The organism is Cupriavidus sp. P-10 (genome assembly GCF_003402535.2).
GTDB lineage: Bacteria > Pseudomonadota > Gammaproteobacteria > Burkholderiales > Burkholderiaceae > Cupriavidus.
Window position 1 is genome coordinate 2,860,250 of the sequence record NZ_AP025170.1, and the last position, 17,555, is coordinate 2,877,804.

A 17,555-nucleotide genomic window follows, 5' to 3' on the forward strand; every position below is an offset into this window, starting at 1 on the left:
CCGAAGGAAATTCTGGAATGACAATCGTCACCCGCACTCTCTATGCGACGTCGTCGTGCGTGTCTACGCTTCGCGCAGTGTGCAGGGCGACGGCGTTCGTCCGAGCAGACCTCTGGCGTCGCTACGGCGCGCTGGGGAACGTCGGCAAGAGTGCGGCCGATATTCGCAAGGAAGTGACGGCTGGCGGCTGGTATGCCTCGCTGGCGGTGGACGGCACAATCCGAGCCGAGACCACGAAGGACGCCGTCAATGACATCCTGACGTACAAGGCGGCTGCCTGCGCGAAGGTGCGACAAGCCATCGCAAAGCGGACCTCCGAGGAGGCAGAGCGAAAGCGACTCTATACCCTGCTCAAACGTGACAAGTGGCTCGAAGACAAGTACCTGCACCGGATGATGCGCAAGTACTTTCGGCACGGCGTTTCGAGTTGCGACAATCAGTTCATCGTCCGCTCGGACAAGCATCAGAGCCGCGTCAGGGACGGGCACCTTGTCGTCACCATACACATCGCTAGGCAGTACGGCCCTCCGATCGAGCTCACGACGAACAGCAACGGCAAGAACGTGGACCTCACGGGTTGCAACCTGCGTGTGATCGTCAAGGGTGACGCGGTCGAAATCCACTACGCTACGGCGAAGGCCCACGGGCGCCCCTGCGGCTCGGGGGAAATTGGCGTCGACAAAGGCTACACCGAGGCCTTCGCCGATTCAGATGGCGAGCATCATGGGCAGACGTTCGGCGCCGTGCTGAGCGCTTTCAGCGACCAGGTTTCGAAGACCGGCAAAGCACGAAATCGGCTGCATGCTCTCGAAAAAGCCAATCGCAAAGCCGGTCGCATCGCCAAGGCGGAGCGCATCAGGAAGTGCAACCTTGGACGCGTGAAACTGCAGGCGCGCAGGGACCGCACGCAGCAGCGGTTGCGCACGATTGCCTATCAGTGCGCCCATGCCATCGTGGACAAGGCGGCAGTGGTCGGTTCGGAAGATCTGACGTCCCCCATCAAGGGGAGGAGTCAGTGGCGGCACTACAACCGCCGCATGAGCGCATGGGCCAAGGGTGTACTGGCTCAAGCGCTCGATGAAGTTTGCACGCAGCGTGGAGCGACGCACGTCGTCGTCAACGCCGCCTACACGTCGCAAATGGACTCGTTCACGGGCTTGCTGGAAGGCAAGCGCGAGGGCGACAAATTTTACCGTGCCAACGGGGACGTGCTTCAGGCGGACACCAATGCTGCGCGGAACGTGCGGAGCAGGATTCACGACCGGGAAATCGCCCAGTATATGCCTCACCTCCAGGTGAAGCAGGTTCTGCTCGCGCGCTCCTCCGGCGCAACTGAGCGTCAAGCGGCTTCAGTTGGGCGGCGCAAGCCGCGTCAACGAAGTGCGGATAAATCCAATGCTCAACTTTGAGCAGATTTTATGGAACAGAACAAGATGAAACAATGGCTTGCCGCCACCCTGCTGGGCACCACCGCCATCGTCGCTTCGGCGCATGGCGGGCCGACCGAAACGCCGGCTGGCGTGCTGTCGCTGTCGGCACAGGCCGTGAGTGAAGTGCCGACCGACATCGTGCACCTGACGCTCGCCGCCGAACAGGAAGGCGCGGAGCCCGCGGCAATCTCGTCGGCGCTGGCCACGCGCACCCAGGCCGTGCTGGCACAGGCCAAGCGCACGCAGGGCGTGACCGCGGAATCGGGCGGCTTCACCATCCACCCCAGCACCGACCGCAACGGCCGCATCAGCACCTGGCGCGGGCGTTCCGAGGTCATCCTGAAGTCGCGCGATTTTTCCGCGGTGTCGAAGCTGGCGGGCGAGCTGGCCAGCCAGATGCAGGTGCAGAACATTGCCTTCTCGCTGTCGCGTGAAGCGCGCGAAGCAGCCGAAGCCAAGCTGGCCGACCAGGCGGTGGCGTCGTTCCGCAACAAGGCGCAGTCGACCACCAAGCTGTTTGGCTACAACAGCTACACCATCCGGGAAGTCAACGTGAGCGAAAGCGGCGTGGTGCCGCCGATGCCGCGCATGTATGGCGCAGCCAAGGCGATGATGGCCGATGCCGCGGTGCCGGTGCCCGTGGAAGGCGGCAAGACACAGGTGACGGTGTCGGTGAACGGGTCGGTGCAGATGCTGAAGTAAAGGCCGTTGAGAGGCGGCCGGCTTGCGGTGCTTCCAAGCCGCCTGAGCTAGGCTCAGCAAGATGTTCTCCCTCTCCCCTCATGGCTTCATGGGGAGAGGGAGCAAACCCTCAGCGTCACAAGCGTGTTACAGCGCTGCAAACTGCTGCCGCAGCACGTTCTTCTGCACCTTCCCCATCGTATTGCGCGGCAGCTCGTCCACCACGTGCACGCGCTTGGGCACCTTGAAGTTGGCGATACGGCCCTTGAGCGTGCCGATCATCGCCGATTCATCGATCTCCGCGCCCGGCTTCTTTACCACCACCGCCACCACCGCCTCACCGAAGTCCGCGTGCGGCACGCCGATCACGGCACTCTCGGCCACCCCCGGCATCTCGTCGATAAAGCTTTCGATTTCCTTCGGGTAGACGTTGTAGCCGCCCGAGATGATCAGGTCCTTGCTGCGGCCGACGATGGTCAGGTAGCTTTCCGGCACCTGGCGCTCGCCAGCCTGGCTGGCGATGGCACCACCGAAGCGGCCGACGTCGCCGGTCTTGAACCACCCGTCGGTGAACTCTTCCCTGGTTTTTTCCGGCATGCGCCAGTAGCCATGGAACACGTTCGGGCCCCTGACCTCGACGTTGCCGATCTCGCCCGGCGCGCAGAGGCCGCCTTCGCCATCAACCACGCGTACCGAAACGCCAGGCAGCGGCAGGCCGACGGTGCCGCCGATGCGCTCGCCCAGCGCCGGATCATACGGGTTCGACACCAGCATCACCGTCTCGCTCATGCCATAGCGCTCCAGGATGGTGTGGCCGGTGCGCTCGCGGAAGGCGTCGAAGGTTTCCAGCAGCAGCGGCGCCGAGCCCGACACGAACAGCCGCATGCGGCGGCAGGTGTCGTCGTCGAAGCGCGGCTCCTGCAGCATGCGCACGTAGTAGGTCGGCACGCCCATCATCACGGTCGAGCGCGGCAGGAATTTCAGCACCTGCGCCATGTCGAGCCGGGGCGCCCAGATCATCTTGGCGCCGGCCAGCAGCGCGCCGTGCGAGGCCACGAACAGGCCGTGCACGTGGAAGATCGGCAGCATGTGCAGCAGCACGTCGTCGCTGCGCCAGCCCCAGTATTCGTGCAGCGTCTGCGCATTGGAGGCGAGGTTGCGGTGCGTCAGCATCGCGCCCTTGCTGCGGCCGGTGGTGCCCGAGGTGTAGAGGATGGCCGCAAGGTCGTCGTCCGCGCGCGCTACGGTGGCAAAGGTGTCGTCCTTGCCGGCGGCGCGTGCCAGCAGCGAGCCGCTGCGGTCATCGTCCAGCGTAAAGACGTGGTTGACGCCGTGGCGGAACGCCACCTTGGAGACCCAGCCGAAATTCTTGCTGCTGCACACCACCACCGACGGCTCGGCGTTGCCGACGAAGTAGTCGATCTCCGCCTCCTGGTAGGCGGTATTGAGCGGCAGGTAGACATAGCCCGCGCGCAGCGTGGCCAGGTACAGGAACAGCGCCTCGGGCGACTTCTCGACCTGCACGGCCACGCGCGCGCCTTCGGGCAGGTTCAGCGAGGCCAGCAGGTTGGCCAGCTTGGCGGTGGCGCGGTCGAGGTCGTCCCAGCTGTAATACAGGCCGTCGTGGGTCTCGATGCAGCAGGCGGTGCGGTCGGCGGGAAAGCGGGTTTCGAACAGGGCGAACAGGTTGGCGTTCATGGTGTGGATCGAACGAAAGGCATGGAACGGTATGGAACACGCAGGGGCGAGGCCCGGGGTGCAGGATCGTGCGGGCATGACAATCCTGCATTCTGGCAGATTTGCCTACTCTCCCCGGAACTGCGGCGCCCGGCGCGCCAGGAAGGCGGCCACGCCCTCGGCATGGTCGGCGCCCTCCGCATAGGCGAAGTGCTCGTCAAGCTCGGCCGGTGACAGCGGCGCCGTCATCGGCGCCAGCCGGCGGATGGTGGCCTTGTTGATGCGTGCCGCGGCGGGTGCGCCGGCGGCAATGCGACGCACCGCGGCATCGACTTCGGCGGCCAGCGCGCCCGGCTCGACCACGCGCGTAAGCAGCCCCTTGGCACGTGCCTCGGCAGCGTCGAAGACGCGGCCTTCGAGCAGTATCTCGAGCGTGGCCGCGCGGCCGGCCAGCGCCAGCAGGCCTTGCAGCTCGCCCGGCGCCATCGGGAAGCCGAGGCGGTTGATCGGTACGCCGAAGCGGCTGTCCGAGGCGGCGATCCGCAGGTCGCAATGGCACGCGATCTCCAGCCCGCCGCCCACGCACACGCCCTCGATCATCGCCACGGTCGGGTGCGGGCATTGCGCCACCGCCGCCAGCGCCGGCGCGATGGTGGCCATGTGGTAGTTCCGCACCGCGGCCTCGTCGCCGCGTTCGGCGGGAAACTCGGCGATGTCGGCGCCGGCGGCAAAGTTGCCGTCGGCGCCGCGCACCACCACGCAGCGCAGCGCGGGATCGGCCGCCAGCCGGGTGAAGCCCGCGGCCAGCTCGCGCCACATCTGCGCGGAAATGGCATTGAGCTTGCCGGCGTGCGACAGCGTCACGGTCGCCGTGGTGCCCTGCGAGGCAAAGATGACGGTGCCGCTCATCGCGGCGCCCCGGTGCATCGGATCAGCATGGCATGGCGCTCCGTCAGTCCATCTTGGCGCCGGACTGCTGCACCACCTGCGCCCAGCGGCGGATCTCGGCACGCTGGAACTGCGCGAACTGCTCCTGCGTGAAGGCCGGCGTCTCGGAGCCGTTGTTGAGCCAGACCTGTTTCATTTCCGGCGTGTTCAACGCCTTCTCGGTCTCGGCGTACAGGCGGTCGACGATCTCCTTGGGCGTACCCTTGGGCACCCACATCGCATACCAGGTCGAGACCTCGTAGTTCGGCACCCCGGCCTCGGCGGCGGTCGGCACATTGGGGAAGGCTGCCGAGCGCTTGCTCGATGCCACTGCCAGCGCCTTGATGCGGCCCGCGCGGATATGTTGCGCCGACGAGCCAAGGCCGTCGAACATCAGGTCGACCTGGCCCGCGATCAGGTCGGACAGCGCCGGGCCAGCGCCCTTGTACGGGATATGGGTGATGAAGGTCTTGGTCTGGATCTTGAACAACTCGCCCGCCAGGTGGTGGGCCGAGCCGTTGCCGGCCGAACCGTAGTTGAGCTTGCCGGGATTGGCCTTGGCGTAGGCGATCAGCTCCTGCAGCGTGTTGGCCTTGACGCGGTTGGGATTGACCACCACGACCTGCGGCGGCTGGGCGATCACCGTCACCGGGATGAAATCCTTCTCGATGTCGTAGTCCAGCTTCTTGTAGAAGGACGGGGCGATCGCATGGTGCGCGCCGCCGATAAACACGGTGTAGCCGTCCGGCGCGCCCTTGGCCGCGATGCTGGCGCCAACCGTGCCGCCGGCGCCGCCGCGGTTGTCGATCACGAACTGCTTGCCCAGTTGCTTGGACAGCTGCGCGGTCAGCGGGCGCGCAAACGCGTCGGTGCCGCCGCCGGCCGGGAACGGCACAATCACGGTGACGGGCTTGGACGGCCAGGCATCGGCATGCGCGGCGGGTGCCGCGAACAGCGTGGCGGCGCCGATGCCGGCCACACCCAGTGCCATGCCCGCTGCGCGAGCGCACGCGGCCAGGCTGAACTGACGACGATTCATCTTGCTGTCTCCTCTCTCTCTTTTCTTCGGAAAGTCGATCTGATTGCCGCGAGCAGGCGCCGCGGCATGGGTCTACTGCAAAGGTCCCGACAAGCAAACGCGGCGCGCGGGGCACCGCGGGTGCGGGGGCGATCCCCGTGACCTGACCAAAGTCACAGCAGCTTCCCGACGCTACGACCGATGCGCGGGTTGCCGGCACCCAAGCGTGCCAGATTGTCATCCAGCGCCTCGGGCACGTAAAGGTAATTCACCATCATGCCGCAACTCTGGCCGCGGCCTTTTCGCGACAGGTCGGCGGCCCAGTTGAGCCGCTCGACACAGGCGCCGTTGCCCAGATGGAAGCGCGCCACCGGGTCCGCCGGCAGCGACTGGTGGCGCTCGCGAACCAGGTAATGCGCGGCCAGCGCCATCGCGATATCGCGCGTCAGCGGGTCAGCATCCGCGGGCGCGTCAGGCGACAGCGCCGTCAGCCACCCTGCCCCGTCTGCCGGCGCCTCGCCGTGGCGCTCGCGCCAGCGCGCCAGGCGCTTGTCGCCAAGTGCGCGCGACACGGCGCCGGCGTCCTGCTTGCGCAGCCAGTCGGCAAACCCCGGAATCGGCGACAGCGTGGCGAACTGCTTGACCTTGGGAAATTCGCGCTGCAACTCCTCGATCACGCGCTTGAGCAGGAAATTGCCAAAGCTGACGCCACGCAGGCCGGCCTGCGTGTTGCTGATCGAATAGAAGATGGCCCACTTCACGCGGCGCAGGTCTTCCAGCGGCGCGGCCTCGTCGAGCAATGTCTGCACATTGGCGGCCATCTCGGGAACGAACGCCACCTCGACAAAGATCAGCGGCTCACGCGGGATGCGCGGATGGAAAAAGGCGTAGCAGCGGCGGTCAGTGTCGAGCCGGTTGCGCAGGTCGGTCCACGACGCGATCTCGTGCACGGCCTCGTAGCGGATCAGCTTTTCCAGCAGCGACGCGGGCGAGTCCCAGGTGATGGGCTGCAGTTCCAGCAGGCCCACATCGAACCAGTTGGAGAACAGCGCCTCGAGGTCGTCGTCAAGCGCGCGCAAGCCAGGTATGCGGCGCTGCCAGCGCAACATGTCGGCGCGCAACTGGATCAAAAAGTGCAGCCCGCAGGCGCTGCTGCCGCGCTGGCCGTGCAGCGCCGCCAAACGCTTGAAGAATCGGATGCGGGCGTTGGACAGCGCCTGGGTCAGCCCGGAATGGCCGCCATCGGCGCGTGCGCCGGCCTTGCCATCCCCTTTGCCATCAGCCTTCCCGTCACCCTTGGCATCAGCCTTCGCATCGGCGGGCTTTTCGCCGCTGCTGCTGGCAACCTCTGCCAGCAGCCCCAGCATGGCACGCCGCGTGGCCTCGTCCGCGGCCTCGTACTCTGCCTGCCATGCCTGCGCGGCGGCATTGGCGGCGCCGTCGGTCAGGCGGGCATCGAAGCACAGCCGCAACTGCTCGCGCTGGCGGCGCGCCACGCGCGCTGGCAGCGGTGACTCGCCATCGGCGTGCGCCACGCCGTTGGCGGGCCTGGGCGCGGCCTCGCCCTCGCCTTTGCGGCCCCACCAGCGGCCCAGCCGCGACAGGAAATTAGCGCCGGCCGGCTCGCTCTCGCCCAGCGGCGCGCTGATTCTCTGGTCACCCGTGTCGAAGGAGTTCATGCGGTACCTGCCTTGTGCATCGATCGGAACGTGAAGGACTTTTCATGCCGCCGCGTGCGGCGTGTGCGGCTATTCGTCGCCGCTGGCCACGCGCAGCGCCGGCGGGGCCCGGCTCGGCTGCGCCGCGCCGGCGCCGGCGTCGAGCGCCTGCAGCGCCGCGCGCTGGCGCAGCAGGTGGGTCTTCATCATGGCTTCAGCGCCTTCGGGGTCGCGCGCCTTGAGCGCGGCAAACACCGACAGGTGCTCGGCGCAGGACTCGTGGATGCGGCCCGGCAGCTTCAGGCTCTTGTGGCGCGACAGCCGCAGCACCTTGCGCAAGTCGCTGATCAGCCCGGACAGCCAGCGGTTGCCGGCCAGCCGCTGGATCGCTTCATGGATCTGTGCGTTGGTCTCGTAATAGGCGTCGATATCGCCGGCCTGCGCGTAGCGGGCCAGGTCGGCGTGCAGGCCGTCCAGCGCGTCCAGGTCCGCCCGCGTGGCATTGCGCGCGGCCTCGTAGGCGCAGCGGCCCTCGAGCAGCGCCATCAGCGGGAAGATCTCGTCCAGGTCCTGCTCGGACAGTTTGTTGACAAAGCAGCCGCGGCGCGGCTCGAGGCGAACCAGCCCTTCGGCGGCCAGCACCTTGAGCGCTTCACGCAGCGGCGTGCGCGAGATGCCGAGCGACCCGGCCATCGCGCTTTCGTCGATCCAGGCACCGGGCGTGAGCGTATGGGCGTCGATCATCGCGCGCAGCCGGTCTGCGACTTCGAGGTACAGGGCCTGCTGGACGATGCGCATTACCATCCTCGGGAATCCCGGCCGGAATCATGTGTCCCGGTCGCCATAATTCATAATTATGGATTAGGGCGCGAACGATACAAGTGATTTCGATGCTGCGCCGCAGAATGCCGGAATGAAGAGGTATAGCGCTGGATTATGTGCGGCCATGCGATCGGAGCCGTGAAGACGGCAGCATGGTGGCAGGAGGTGCGGCGGGCGTTTCCATGCCTCCCTGCAAAGAAACGCCCGCGCCTGAAAGGACTGCTGGACTGCTTACATCGCCTGCGCGTACGGTTCTGTACTCGCGGCGTGGGTCATCATGGAAAGCTGGCGCTGGCCCGGCGCCCCCCTTGAAACGCGCTTGCGCGCGGATTTTCCCGTTGCCCTGTTCTGTGGCGTGAAGCGTCCGACCCCAGTGGTCCGTCGCAAACCCTGCGGACCCTCCCTGAACCCTTCCGTGGCGGTTGTGGCTTACCGCTCATCTTGTAACAGTAACGTTAGCGATTAACGTGCCAGCGGCTCTAAGTCCTTGAATTTATTGATGGCACGCATCCGAAACTTGTTACAGATTGCGATCAGTGTAACAGGATGTTTCTCGATTGTTACGAGGGTTTTCCCATGGGGCTAACCAGCCGAACCCGCTGTCGGCAATTGCATATGCGAAATGTGCCGCCATCGCTATTTATCGATGCGAGAATGTGAGCCGCGCGTCGCAACGGCCTCTTTTGATTTGGTTGCATTCTTGAGACAACAACGCCGGGCTATTTGCCGGGTTCCGTTCGCCGAACCGCATTTCCACGCATTTCCATTTCCCCGGGAGCTTCAGCCATGCACGCCGGCAGCAGCGATTTCACCTTCTTTTCGTCCGCCGCGTTTGATACGGCGCCGGCGTCGCCGCAACCTTTGCGCCTGTCCTTCACCGGTTCCGGATCGGAATATTTCCGTATCTGGATCGTTAACGTACTGCTGACCATCGTCACCTTCGGCATCTATTCCGCGTGGGCCAAGGTGCGCACGTTGCAGTATTTCTATCGCAATACCCGCCTCGATGGCGCCAGCTTCGATTACCACGGCAAGCCCTCCGCGATCCTGAAAGGCCGGGCCATCGTGTTCGGACTCGTGTTTGCGTTCCAGCTGGCCTCGAATGTGTCGCCCTTCCTCTCGCTGGCGATGCTGGTGGCGCTGCTGGCGGTGTTCCCGCTGCTGCTGGTGCGCTCGCTGCGCTTCCGCATGGCCAATTCCAGCTACCGCGGCCTGCGCTTTGCCTTTGCCGGCGGCGATGCCGAGGCCTGCAAGGTATTCGTGCTATGGCCGCTGGCAGCGGTGTTCACGCTGGGGCTGCTCGGGCCGCTGGCGCACCAGCGTTTCAAGCAGTACCAGCACAACAACACGCGCTTCGGCACCGCGCCGTTCGCGTTCACGGCAGGCGCCGGTGAGTTCTACAGCGTTTACCTGCGCGCGGCGGGTGTGATCGTGGCTGTCGTCATTGCGGGTTTTGCGCTCGGCAACATCCTGGGCGCCGTGGTCATGCCCGGGACACAGGGCAAAACCATCGCGGTTGTGCTTGCTCTTGCCACCGTCGGTTTTTTCTACCTCGGTGCGCTGGCGGTCAGCCCCTACCTGACGGCGCGCCTGCAGAACGTGGTGTGGAACCACACCACGCTGGCACCGCACGCGTTCCGCAGCCAGGTCAGCGCCGCCCGCATGGTCTTTATCTTCGTCACCAACCTGATCGCCATCGCGCTGACGCTGGGCCTGTACCTGCCGTTCGCGCGGGTGCGCTCCACGCGCTACCGGGTCGAATGCGTGACCATGCTGGCCGCCGGCCCGCTCGACAGCTTTGTTGCAGGCGAGGTACAGCAGGTCGGTGCGCTGGGCGATGCCGCAGTAGACTGGTACGACATCGACATCGCGCTCTGACTGCCACGCCCGGTAGCATCAGCACCATGATCCCAGTCACCTTCTTCGATGGCCGCACCTCGCGTGCGCATCCGGCAACCCTGGCCGTGGAAGCGCAGCAGGCGGTGCTGCGCGACGACAGCGGCGCCGAGCTGCGCCGCGCCGCGCTGTCCGCCGTGCGCGTATCCGAACGCGTACGGCGCGCGCCGCGCCTGGTCACGTTCGCCGACGGCGCCTTCTGCGAAATCAACGACCACGCCGCCTTCGACCACATGCTGGCCGCCACCGGCCACCGCGAAGGGCTGGTGTCGCGCGCGCAGAACAGCTGGCGGCTTGCCGGGATGGCGGTGGCGGCGCTGGTGGCGGTGCTGGTGCTGGGCTACTACGTGCTGCTGCCGTGGGGCGCGGGCGTGATGGCGCGCACCATACCGGCCGAAGTGGAAGCCCACCTCGGCAAGCTGACACTGGCGAGCCTGGACAACGGCGTGGTCAAGCCGACGCAACTGCCGCAGGCCGAGCAGGAGCGCATCCGCCAGGGCTTTGCCACGCTGAAGCGGCCGCCCGACGCGGGACACGACTACCAGATCCTGTTTCGCCAGGGCGGCGAGATCGGCGCCAATGCGCTGGCGCTGCCGGGAGGCACCATCGTCGTCACCGACGAGCTGGTCGGCCTGGCAGGCACCGGCGCGGGCATGATGGGGGTGCTGGCGCATGAAGCCGGCCATGTGGCGCGGCGCCACGGCCTGCAACAGGTGATCCAGGCTTCGGCGCTGGGCGCGCTGTCGGCCTACCTGTTCGGCGATATCTCGACGGTGCTGGCCGGCGTGCCGGCCGCCATGCTGACGCTGCGCTACTCACGCGATCACGAGCGCGAGGCCGACGACTTCGCCATCGAGGTCATGCAGCGCAACGGCCTGCCGCCGGCGGCGCTGGCTGATGTGCTGCTCAAGCTGGAACATCGTGCGGACGCCGGCGCGGCATCGCCAGCCTCGGAGGCCGCACCGGATCGCGGCCAGGACTTCCTGTCGACGCACCCGCATACGCAGGCGCGCATCGACGCGCTGCGCCGGGCCGCCAGGTAGTCCGCGGTGGCGCCTGCGCTCAGGCCGCCGGCTGCGGGGCGCCGGCGCCGGGCTGGCGGCGGTAGGCCCAGATCACCATGGCGATGCCGGCCAGCACCATCGGCACGCTCAGCCACTGCCCCATCGACATCTTCAGTGCCAGCAGGCCGAGGAAGCTGTCTGGCTCGCGCGCGAATTCCGCGGCAAAGCGGAACGCGCCATAACCGATTAGGAACACACCCGAGACCGCGCCCATCGGCCGCGGCTTGCGCGCGAACAGCCACAGGATGATGAAGAGCGCCACGCCCTCGCCGGCGAACTGGTACAGCTGCGACGGATGGCGCGGGATGTTGTCGCCCGCCTGCGGGAAGATCATGCCCCAGGGCAGGTCGGTCGCGCGGCCCCACAACTCGCCGTTGATGAAATTGCCGATGCGGCCGGCGGCGAGCCCGCACGGGATCATCGGCGCGATGAAGTCGGTCACCTCCATCCAGTGGCGGCGGCGCAGCTTGGCGAACAGCCACATCGCCACGATCACGCCGAGAAAGCCGCCGTGGAAGGCCATGCCACCCTCCCACACCTTGAAGATCTCCATCGGGTGCGCCAGGTAGTACGTCGGCTTGTAGAACAGCACGTAGCCCAGCCGCCCGCCCAGGATCACGCCCAGCACGCCGAAGAACAGCATGTCGTCGAGGTCGCGCGTGGTCCAGCCCTTGGCCGCCATATGCGGCTGGCGGATGCGCAGGCGCCCGAACCACAGGAACATGATGAACCCGGCCAGGTACATCAGCCCGTACCAGCGGATGGCAAGCGGGCCCAGGTGGATGGCAACCGGGTCGAACTGGGGATGGATCAGCATGTTGGCGTGAATAAGTTGTCTGTATGGGCTGGCCGCGCGCTCAGCGCGGCGCCGCGGCGGCCTCGTTGGCCAGAGCGCCGGCAATCTCGATGAACGACCGCAGCACCGGCGCGACGCCGGCGCCGCCGCCGTCGCGCCAGGCCAGCCCGGTCTCGATCTGCGGGCCGGACTCGCGCAGCGCCAGGTACGACACGCCAGTGCGCCGGAGGTTGCACAGCGATGCCGGCACCAGCGCCACGCCCATGCCGGCCGACACCAGGCTGACGATGGTCTGCATCTGGATGGCTTCCTGCGCGATCGCTGGCACCAGGCCCTCGCGCGCATAGTAGCCCGTAATGATGTCATAAAACGCCGGCGCACTTCGGCGCGGGAAGATGATCAGCGGTTCGGATGCCGCATCGCGCAGTGATACCGTCCCGTCCTGCAGCGATACCGTGCCGCCCTGCGCGAGCCCGCCTGCCGGCCGCCAGCCGTCGGGAACGGCCAGCACCAGCGGTTCGCTCACCAGCGGCAGGTAGGCAAGTCCGTGCGGCATCGCGGGCAACTGGGGCCGGATCACCAGGCCCGCGTCAATCGTGCCCTCCAGCAGTGCTTCGAGCTGGACGTCGCTGGTGGCCTCGCGCAGTTGCAGCTGCACCTCCGGATGACGCGCCCGGAACCGCCGCAGCAGGTCGGGCAGGATGCCGTAGTCGGCCGTGCTGACGAAGGCCAGCGACAGCGAACCCAGTTCGCCCCGCGCCAGCCGCTGCGCCAGCCCGGGCAGCGCCGCGGCATCGGCCAGCACCCGGCGCACTTCGGGCAGCCACTGCGCGCCGGCGGGCGTCAGTGCCACGGAGCGCCGCGTGCGCACGAACAGCGGCACGCCGATCTCTTCCTCCAGCGCCTGGATCTGCTGCGACAGCGGCGGCTGTGTCATCGACAGCCGTTGCGCGGCACGGCCGAAATGCAACTCTTCCGCCACGGTGACGAAGTAACGCAACTGACGCAGGTCCAAGCCGGCTCCTGATATGTTTTTCGACTCAATAGAGGGCAAATAATATATTTGACACTCCAAAATGCAAGGGGCATGCTTTCCGGCACAACATCGGCTGCCCGCGTGACAGCGCGCGACCCCGCGGCGCCGGACATTCCCCCGGAGACCCACCATGGCATTCAACAAACGCTCGCAGAACATCACGCAAGGCGTGGCGCGTTCCCCCAACCGCTCGATGTACTACGCCCTCGGCTACAAGAAGGAAGACTTCGACAAGCCGATGGTGGGCATCGCCAACGGTCACTCCACGATCACTCCCTGCAACGCCGGCCTGCAGCGCCTGGCCGACGCGGCGATCGACGCGATCAAGGCCTCGGACGCCAACCCGCAGGTGTTCGGCACGCCGACCATCTCGGACGGCATGTCGATGGGCACCGAGGGGATGAAGTACTCGCTGATCTCGCGCGAGGTCATTGCCGACTGCATCGAGACCGCGGCGCAGGGCCAGTGGATGGACGGCGTGGTCGTGATCGGCGGCTGCGACAAGAACATGCCCGGCGGCATGATCGCGCTGGCGCGCACCAACGTGCCGGGCATCTATGTCTACGGCGGCACCATCAAGCCGGGCAACTGGAAGGGCAAGGACCTGACCATCGTGTCGTCGTTCGAGGCCGTGGGCGAATTCACCGCCGGGCGCATGAGCCAGGAAGACTTCGAGGGCGTGGAAAAGAACGCCTGCCCGTCGACCGGATCGTGCGGCGGCATGTACACCGCCAACACCATGAGCTCGTCGTTCGAGGCGCTGGGCATGTCGCTGCTGTACTCGTCGACCATGGCCAACCCGGACCAGGAGAAGGTCGACAGCGCCGCCGAATCGGCGCGCGTGCTGGTCGAGGCGATCAAGAAGGACATCAAGCCGCGCGACATCATCACGCGCCGGTCGATCGAGAACGCCGTGGCGCTGATCATGGCCACCGGCGGTTCGACCAACGCGGTGCTGCACTACCTCGCGATCGCGCACTCGGCGGAAGTCGAATGGACCATCGAGGACTTCGAGCGCATCCGCCGGAAGGTGCCGGTGATCTGCAACCTGAAGCCGTCCGGGCAGTACGTGGCCACCGACCTGCACAAGGCGGGCGGGATCCCGCAGGTCATGAAGATCCTGCTGAAGGCCGGCCTGCTGCATGGCGACTGCCTGACCATTACCGGCCGCACGCTGGCCGAAGAACTGGAACACGTGCCGGACACCCCGCGCGCCGACCAGGATGTGATCCTGCCAATCGAAAAGGCGCTCTACAAGGAAGGCCACCTCGCCATCCTGAAGGGCAACCTGGCCGAGGAAGGCGCGGTCGCCAAGATCACCGGCCTGAAGAACCCGGTCATCACCGGCCCGGCGCGCGTGTTCGAGGACGAGCAGAGCGCGATGGACGCGATCCTGGCCGACAAGATCAACGCCGGCGACGTGCTGGTGCTGCGCTACCTCGGCCCCAAGGGCGGCCCGGGCATGCCGGAAATGCTGGCGCCGACCTCGGCCATCATCGGCAAGGGGCTGGGCGAATCGGTGGGCTTTATCACTGACGGCCGTTTTTCGGGCGGCACCTGGGGCATGGTGGTTGGCCACGTGGCGCCTGAGGCGGCGGCAGGCGGCACCATCGCGCTGGTGCGGGAAGGCGACTCGATCACGATCGACGCGCACAAGCTGCTGCTGCAGCTGAATGTGCCGGAGGATGAGCTGGCGAAACGGCGTGCCACCTGGAAGGCGCCGGCGCCGCGTTATACACGCGGAGTGCTGGCGAAATTTGCGCGGCTGGCATCGACGGCCAGCAAGGGTGCGGTGACGGACTGACGGAGTCCGACAGATGTGAAAAAGCCTGCGATCTCTCGCAGGCTTTTTTACCTTGGTGGAGGACGTGGGGAGAAACCCTCAATTTTCACCCGGCGTCCGCTCGATCTCCTCCAGCGTTGCATCCAGCCACTCCACCAGCCTGGCCTCCAGCGACTGCGTCAGCTCGCTGGCCAGCTGCGCGGTCAGCGGTGCCAGCCGCGCCTGCAGCGTGGCTTCGGTATGGGCTTCGACCACCTGCGGCCATTCGGTGCGGAAGCGCAGCATCACGCGCGACAGCAGTTCGCTGCGCATGGCGCGCAGGTCGTCCTCGCCGGGATCGGTCAGCGCCGCCGGGGCTTGCGGCGGCGGTGCTTCGGACTGAGGCTCGCCGGTATCGCCGACATGCATGACCATGCCGGATTCGGCCATGCCGAAGGTGTCAATGACGCCTGCCTGCGCAGCCGCAGGCGGCTGCGCCACCGATTCCGTATCCGGCAGGTCGACCACCTCGGTCAGCAGTGGAATGCTGTCGTTGGGCCCGGGCCGCGGGATCACCCGCGATGTGGTGCGTTCGCTCATGCTGCGTCTCCCTTGGGCTGGCCGATATCGTGATGCGTCAGCGGATAGCCGCGTTCGCGGTAGAAGCGGTAGCGCTGGCGGCCGGCTTCGCGGGCGCCGTCGCCGGACCCCACCACTTCAATCAGGCGTTCAAAGCTGGCGAATTGCGCCGGCGGCTGGTCGGACAGGTTGATCAGCAACTGGTGGTGCGGCACGCCCTCGGTGGTGGCGGCCAGCAGGATCGGCGTGACCGCCGCATTGGGGTGTTCAAGCCCGCAATGCGGCAGGAAATCCAGCGCCGAAAAGGTCCACAGGCGCGCATCCAGGTCCGCCAGCTGCGCCGGCGTGCCGTGGATCACTACCTTCTGGCCGGCGCCGTAGGCCTTGCGGACCAGACGGCAGACATAGCCGAGCAGGTCCGGCACGTTGCTGTGGAAGTCGATGCGCGTCATGGACGTTTGCTGCTTGCGTTGCCGGGGTGGCTGACTGCGGCCGTCAGGCCGCGCGGTCCATCAGGAACTGCGTCAGCAGCGGCACCGGGCGGCCAGTGGCGCCCTTGGCCGCGCCGCTCTTCCAGGCGGTGCCGGCGATGTCGAGGTGGGCCCAGTCGTACTTCTCGGTGAAGCGCGACAGGAAACAGGCCGCGGTCACGCTGCCTGCCGGGCGCCCGCCGATATTGGCCATGTCGGCGAAGTTGGACTTGAGCTGCTCCTGGTACTCGTCATCGAGCGGCATGCGCCAGGCGGTATCCATGGCATGGCGGCCGGCCTGCAGCAACTGGTCGGCCAGCATGTCGGAGCGCGAGTACAGGCCGCTGTTCTGGTGCCCCAGCGCGATGATGCAGGCGCCGGTCAGCGTGGCCACGTCGATCACCGCGGCCGGCTTGAAGCGCTCGACATAGGTCAGCGCGTCGCACAGGATCAGGCGGCCTTCGGCGTCGGTGTTCAGGATCTCGATGGTCTGGCCAGACATGCTGGTGACGACATCGCCCGGCTTGGTGGCGATGCCGCTGGGCATGTTCTCGCAGGTCGGGACCACGGCCACGACATTGAGCTTCAGGCCCATCTCCGCCACGGCCTGGATGGTGCCCAGCACCGAAGCGGCGCCGCACATGTCGTACTTCATCTCGTCCATGCCCTCGCCCGGCTTGAGCGAGATGCCGCCGGTATCGAAGGTGATGCCCTTGCCCACCAGCACCACCGGCGCCTGCTTGGCGCCCGCGCCGTCATAGCGCAGCACGATGAACTGCGGCGGCTCCTCGCTGCCCTTGGTCACTGCCAGGAACGCGCCCATGTTGAGCGACTCGATCTGCTTGCGGCCCAGCACTTCGGCCTTGAGCTTGTGGCGCTTGGCGATGCTGCGCGCGGCATTGGCCAGGTAGGTCGGGGTGCAGATATTGGACGGCAGGTTGCCCAGGTCGCGCGTCACTTCCATGCCGTTGGCGATGGCGGTGCCGCGCACCGCGGCCTGGGTGGCGGCGCGGGCGTCGCTGCTGTCGACCGCGATCACGACCTTGCGCAGCGTCGACTTGTCGGCGCCGTTGGGCTTGCCGTTGGCATTGGCGCGCTTCAGGCCGGGATGACGCTCAAGCAGCCGGTAGCCGGCGTCGCGCACCAGCGTGATGGTGGTGATAATGGCCCAGGAGACCTCGCGCTGCTGCGGCGCCTGCTGCGCCAGGCACCACAGCGCGGTGGTGGCGCGCGTGGACGACAAGGCACGCACCGCGGTGCGCACGGCGTCGGCAAAGGCCTTGTCCGAGAACTCGGCTTCCTTGCCCAGGCCCACCAGCAGCACGCGCGCGGCACCGATGCCGGCCACTTCATGCAGCATCAGGTGGGTGCCGCGCTTGCCTTCGAAATCGCCCTGCTTGACCAGCCGCGCCACCAAGCCCTTGGTGGCCGTGTCCAGCGCCTTGGCCACGCCGGCCAGGTTCTGGCCTTCGAACAGGCCGACCACGAGGCAGTCAGTCTTGGTCGCCAGGAAACCATTTTGGCCGGCTTTACTCCAATCCAGGGCTTTTGTGCTAAATTCCATCGCGCTTCCTTCCAGGGGCTCGTTAGACACGAAAGCCTCTATTATCCGCGATTTTTACCCCGCGACCTGCCGCCGCTGATACGCCCCGGTCACGCTGCCAGCCAGTTGTGCTGCCAGCCCGCTGTTCTGCCAGGCACCTCGCACGGCACATCGCCCGCTCCGGCCGGCAGCCCGG

General features: G+C 66.7%; 15 protein-coding genes. 5 read left to right on the forward strand and 10 right to left on the reverse strand.

The features are described from left to right. Nucleotides 1-17 precede the first annotated feature (17 nt). Complete coding sequence (locus CTP10_RS13165; RefSeq protein ID WP_116317977.1) at nt 18-1,409, forward strand: transposase; 1,392 nt, start codon at nt 18-20, stop codon at nt 1,407-1,409. A gap of 24 nt (nt 1,410-1,433) precedes the next feature. Further along, the gene (locus CTP10_RS13170; protein ID WP_116318260.1) at nt 1,434-2,132 is read left to right on the forward strand and encodes an SIMPL domain-containing protein; all 699 of its coding nucleotides are present in this window, start codon (nt 1,434-1,436) and stop codon (nt 2,130-2,132) included. Nucleotides 2,133-2,258: 126 nt separating this feature from the next. On the opposite strand, the gene CTP10_RS13175 is transcribed toward CTP10_RS13170, so the two are convergent. The 5 genes from CTP10_RS13175 to CTP10_RS13195 form a co-directional block, all read right to left on the reverse strand. After that, a complete protein-coding gene (locus CTP10_RS13175; RefSeq protein ID WP_116317978.1) occupies nt 2,259-3,809 on the reverse strand; it encodes a malonate--CoA ligase in 1,551 nt (516 codons plus the stop codon). A gap of 105 nt (nt 3,810-3,914) precedes the next feature. Beyond that, the gene (locus tag CTP10_RS13180) at nt 3,915-4,697 is read right to left on the reverse strand and encodes an enoyl-CoA hydratase/isomerase family protein (protein ID WP_116318261.1); all 783 of its coding nucleotides are present in this window, start codon (nt 4,695-4,697) and stop codon (nt 3,915-3,917) included. 43 nt (nt 4,698-4,740) lie between these two features. Beyond that, the gene (locus CTP10_RS13185) at nt 4,741-5,754 is read right to left on the reverse strand and encodes a Bug family tripartite tricarboxylate transporter substrate binding protein (RefSeq protein ID WP_116317979.1); all 1,014 of its coding nucleotides are present in this window, start codon (nt 5,752-5,754) and stop codon (nt 4,741-4,743) included. A 152-nt stretch (nt 5,755-5,906) separates the two neighbouring features. After that, nucleotides 5,907-7,412, reverse strand: a complete 1,506-nt coding sequence (locus tag CTP10_RS13190) for a malonyl-CoA decarboxylase domain-containing protein (RefSeq protein ID WP_116317980.1) — start codon at nt 7,410-7,412, stop codon at nt 5,907-5,909. 69 nt (nt 7,413-7,481) lie between these two features. Beyond that, nucleotides 7,482-8,189, reverse strand: a complete 708-nt coding sequence (locus CTP10_RS13195; protein WP_116318262.1) for a GntR family transcriptional regulator — start codon at nt 8,187-8,189, stop codon at nt 7,482-7,484. Between the two features lie 810 nt (nt 8,190-8,999). Between CTP10_RS13195 and CTP10_RS13200 the strand changes: the two genes are divergently transcribed. Next, a complete protein-coding gene (locus tag CTP10_RS13200) occupies nt 9,000-10,091 on the forward strand; it encodes a YjgN family protein (RefSeq protein ID WP_116317981.1) in 1,092 nt (363 codons plus the stop codon). A gap of 26 nt (nt 10,092-10,117) precedes the next feature. Continuing rightward, nucleotides 10,118-11,152, forward strand: a complete 1,035-nt coding sequence (locus CTP10_RS13205) for a M48 family metallopeptidase (RefSeq protein WP_116317982.1) — start codon at nt 10,118-10,120, stop codon at nt 11,150-11,152. Between the two features lie 19 nt (nt 11,153-11,171). Here the strand turns inward: CTP10_RS13205 and lgt are convergent, their stop codons facing one another. Together lgt and CTP10_RS13215 are read right to left on the reverse strand one after the other, a co-directional pair. Further along, entirely contained in the window at nt 11,172-11,990 is an 819-nt protein-coding gene (lgt, locus tag CTP10_RS13210) for a prolipoprotein diacylglyceryl transferase (protein WP_116317983.1), read from the reverse strand. Nucleotides 11,991-12,030: 40 nt separating this feature from the next. Next, nucleotides 12,031-12,984 (reverse strand): LysR family transcriptional regulator, encoded by a 954-nt coding sequence (locus tag CTP10_RS13215; protein WP_116317984.1) that lies wholly within the window; start codon nt 12,982-12,984, stop codon nt 12,031-12,033. A 151-nt stretch (nt 12,985-13,135) separates the two neighbouring features. Here CTP10_RS13215 and ilvD point away from each other — a divergent pair, with 151 nt between their 5' ends. Continuing rightward, complete coding sequence (ilvD, locus tag CTP10_RS13220) at nt 13,136-14,809, forward strand: dihydroxy-acid dehydratase (protein ID WP_116317985.1); 1,674 nt, start codon at nt 13,136-13,138, stop codon at nt 14,807-14,809. 78 nt (nt 14,810-14,887) lie between these two features. Here the strand turns inward: ilvD and CTP10_RS13225 are convergent, their stop codons facing one another. The 3 genes from CTP10_RS13225 to CTP10_RS13235 are packed head-to-tail and all read right to left on the reverse strand — an operon-like array spanning nt 14,888 to nt 17,380. Beyond that, nucleotides 14,888-15,367 carry a hypothetical protein gene (locus tag CTP10_RS13225; protein WP_116317986.1) on the reverse strand — a complete coding sequence of 160 codons (480 nt, stop codon included), beginning with the start codon at nt 15,365-15,367 and terminating at the stop codon, nt 14,888-14,890. Next, on the reverse strand, nt 15,364-15,798 hold the full coding sequence (locus tag CTP10_RS13230; RefSeq protein WP_116317987.1) for a DNA polymerase III subunit chi: 435 nt from the start codon (nt 15,796-15,798) through the stop codon (nt 15,364-15,366). The genes CTP10_RS13225 and CTP10_RS13230 overlap by 4 nt, the downstream gene beginning before the upstream one ends. Before the next feature lie 43 nt (nt 15,799-15,841). After that, complete coding sequence (locus tag CTP10_RS13235) at nt 15,842-17,380, reverse strand: leucyl aminopeptidase (RefSeq protein ID WP_116317988.1); 1,539 nt, start codon at nt 17,378-17,380, stop codon at nt 15,842-15,844. Nucleotides 17,381-17,555 lie beyond the last annotated feature (175 nt).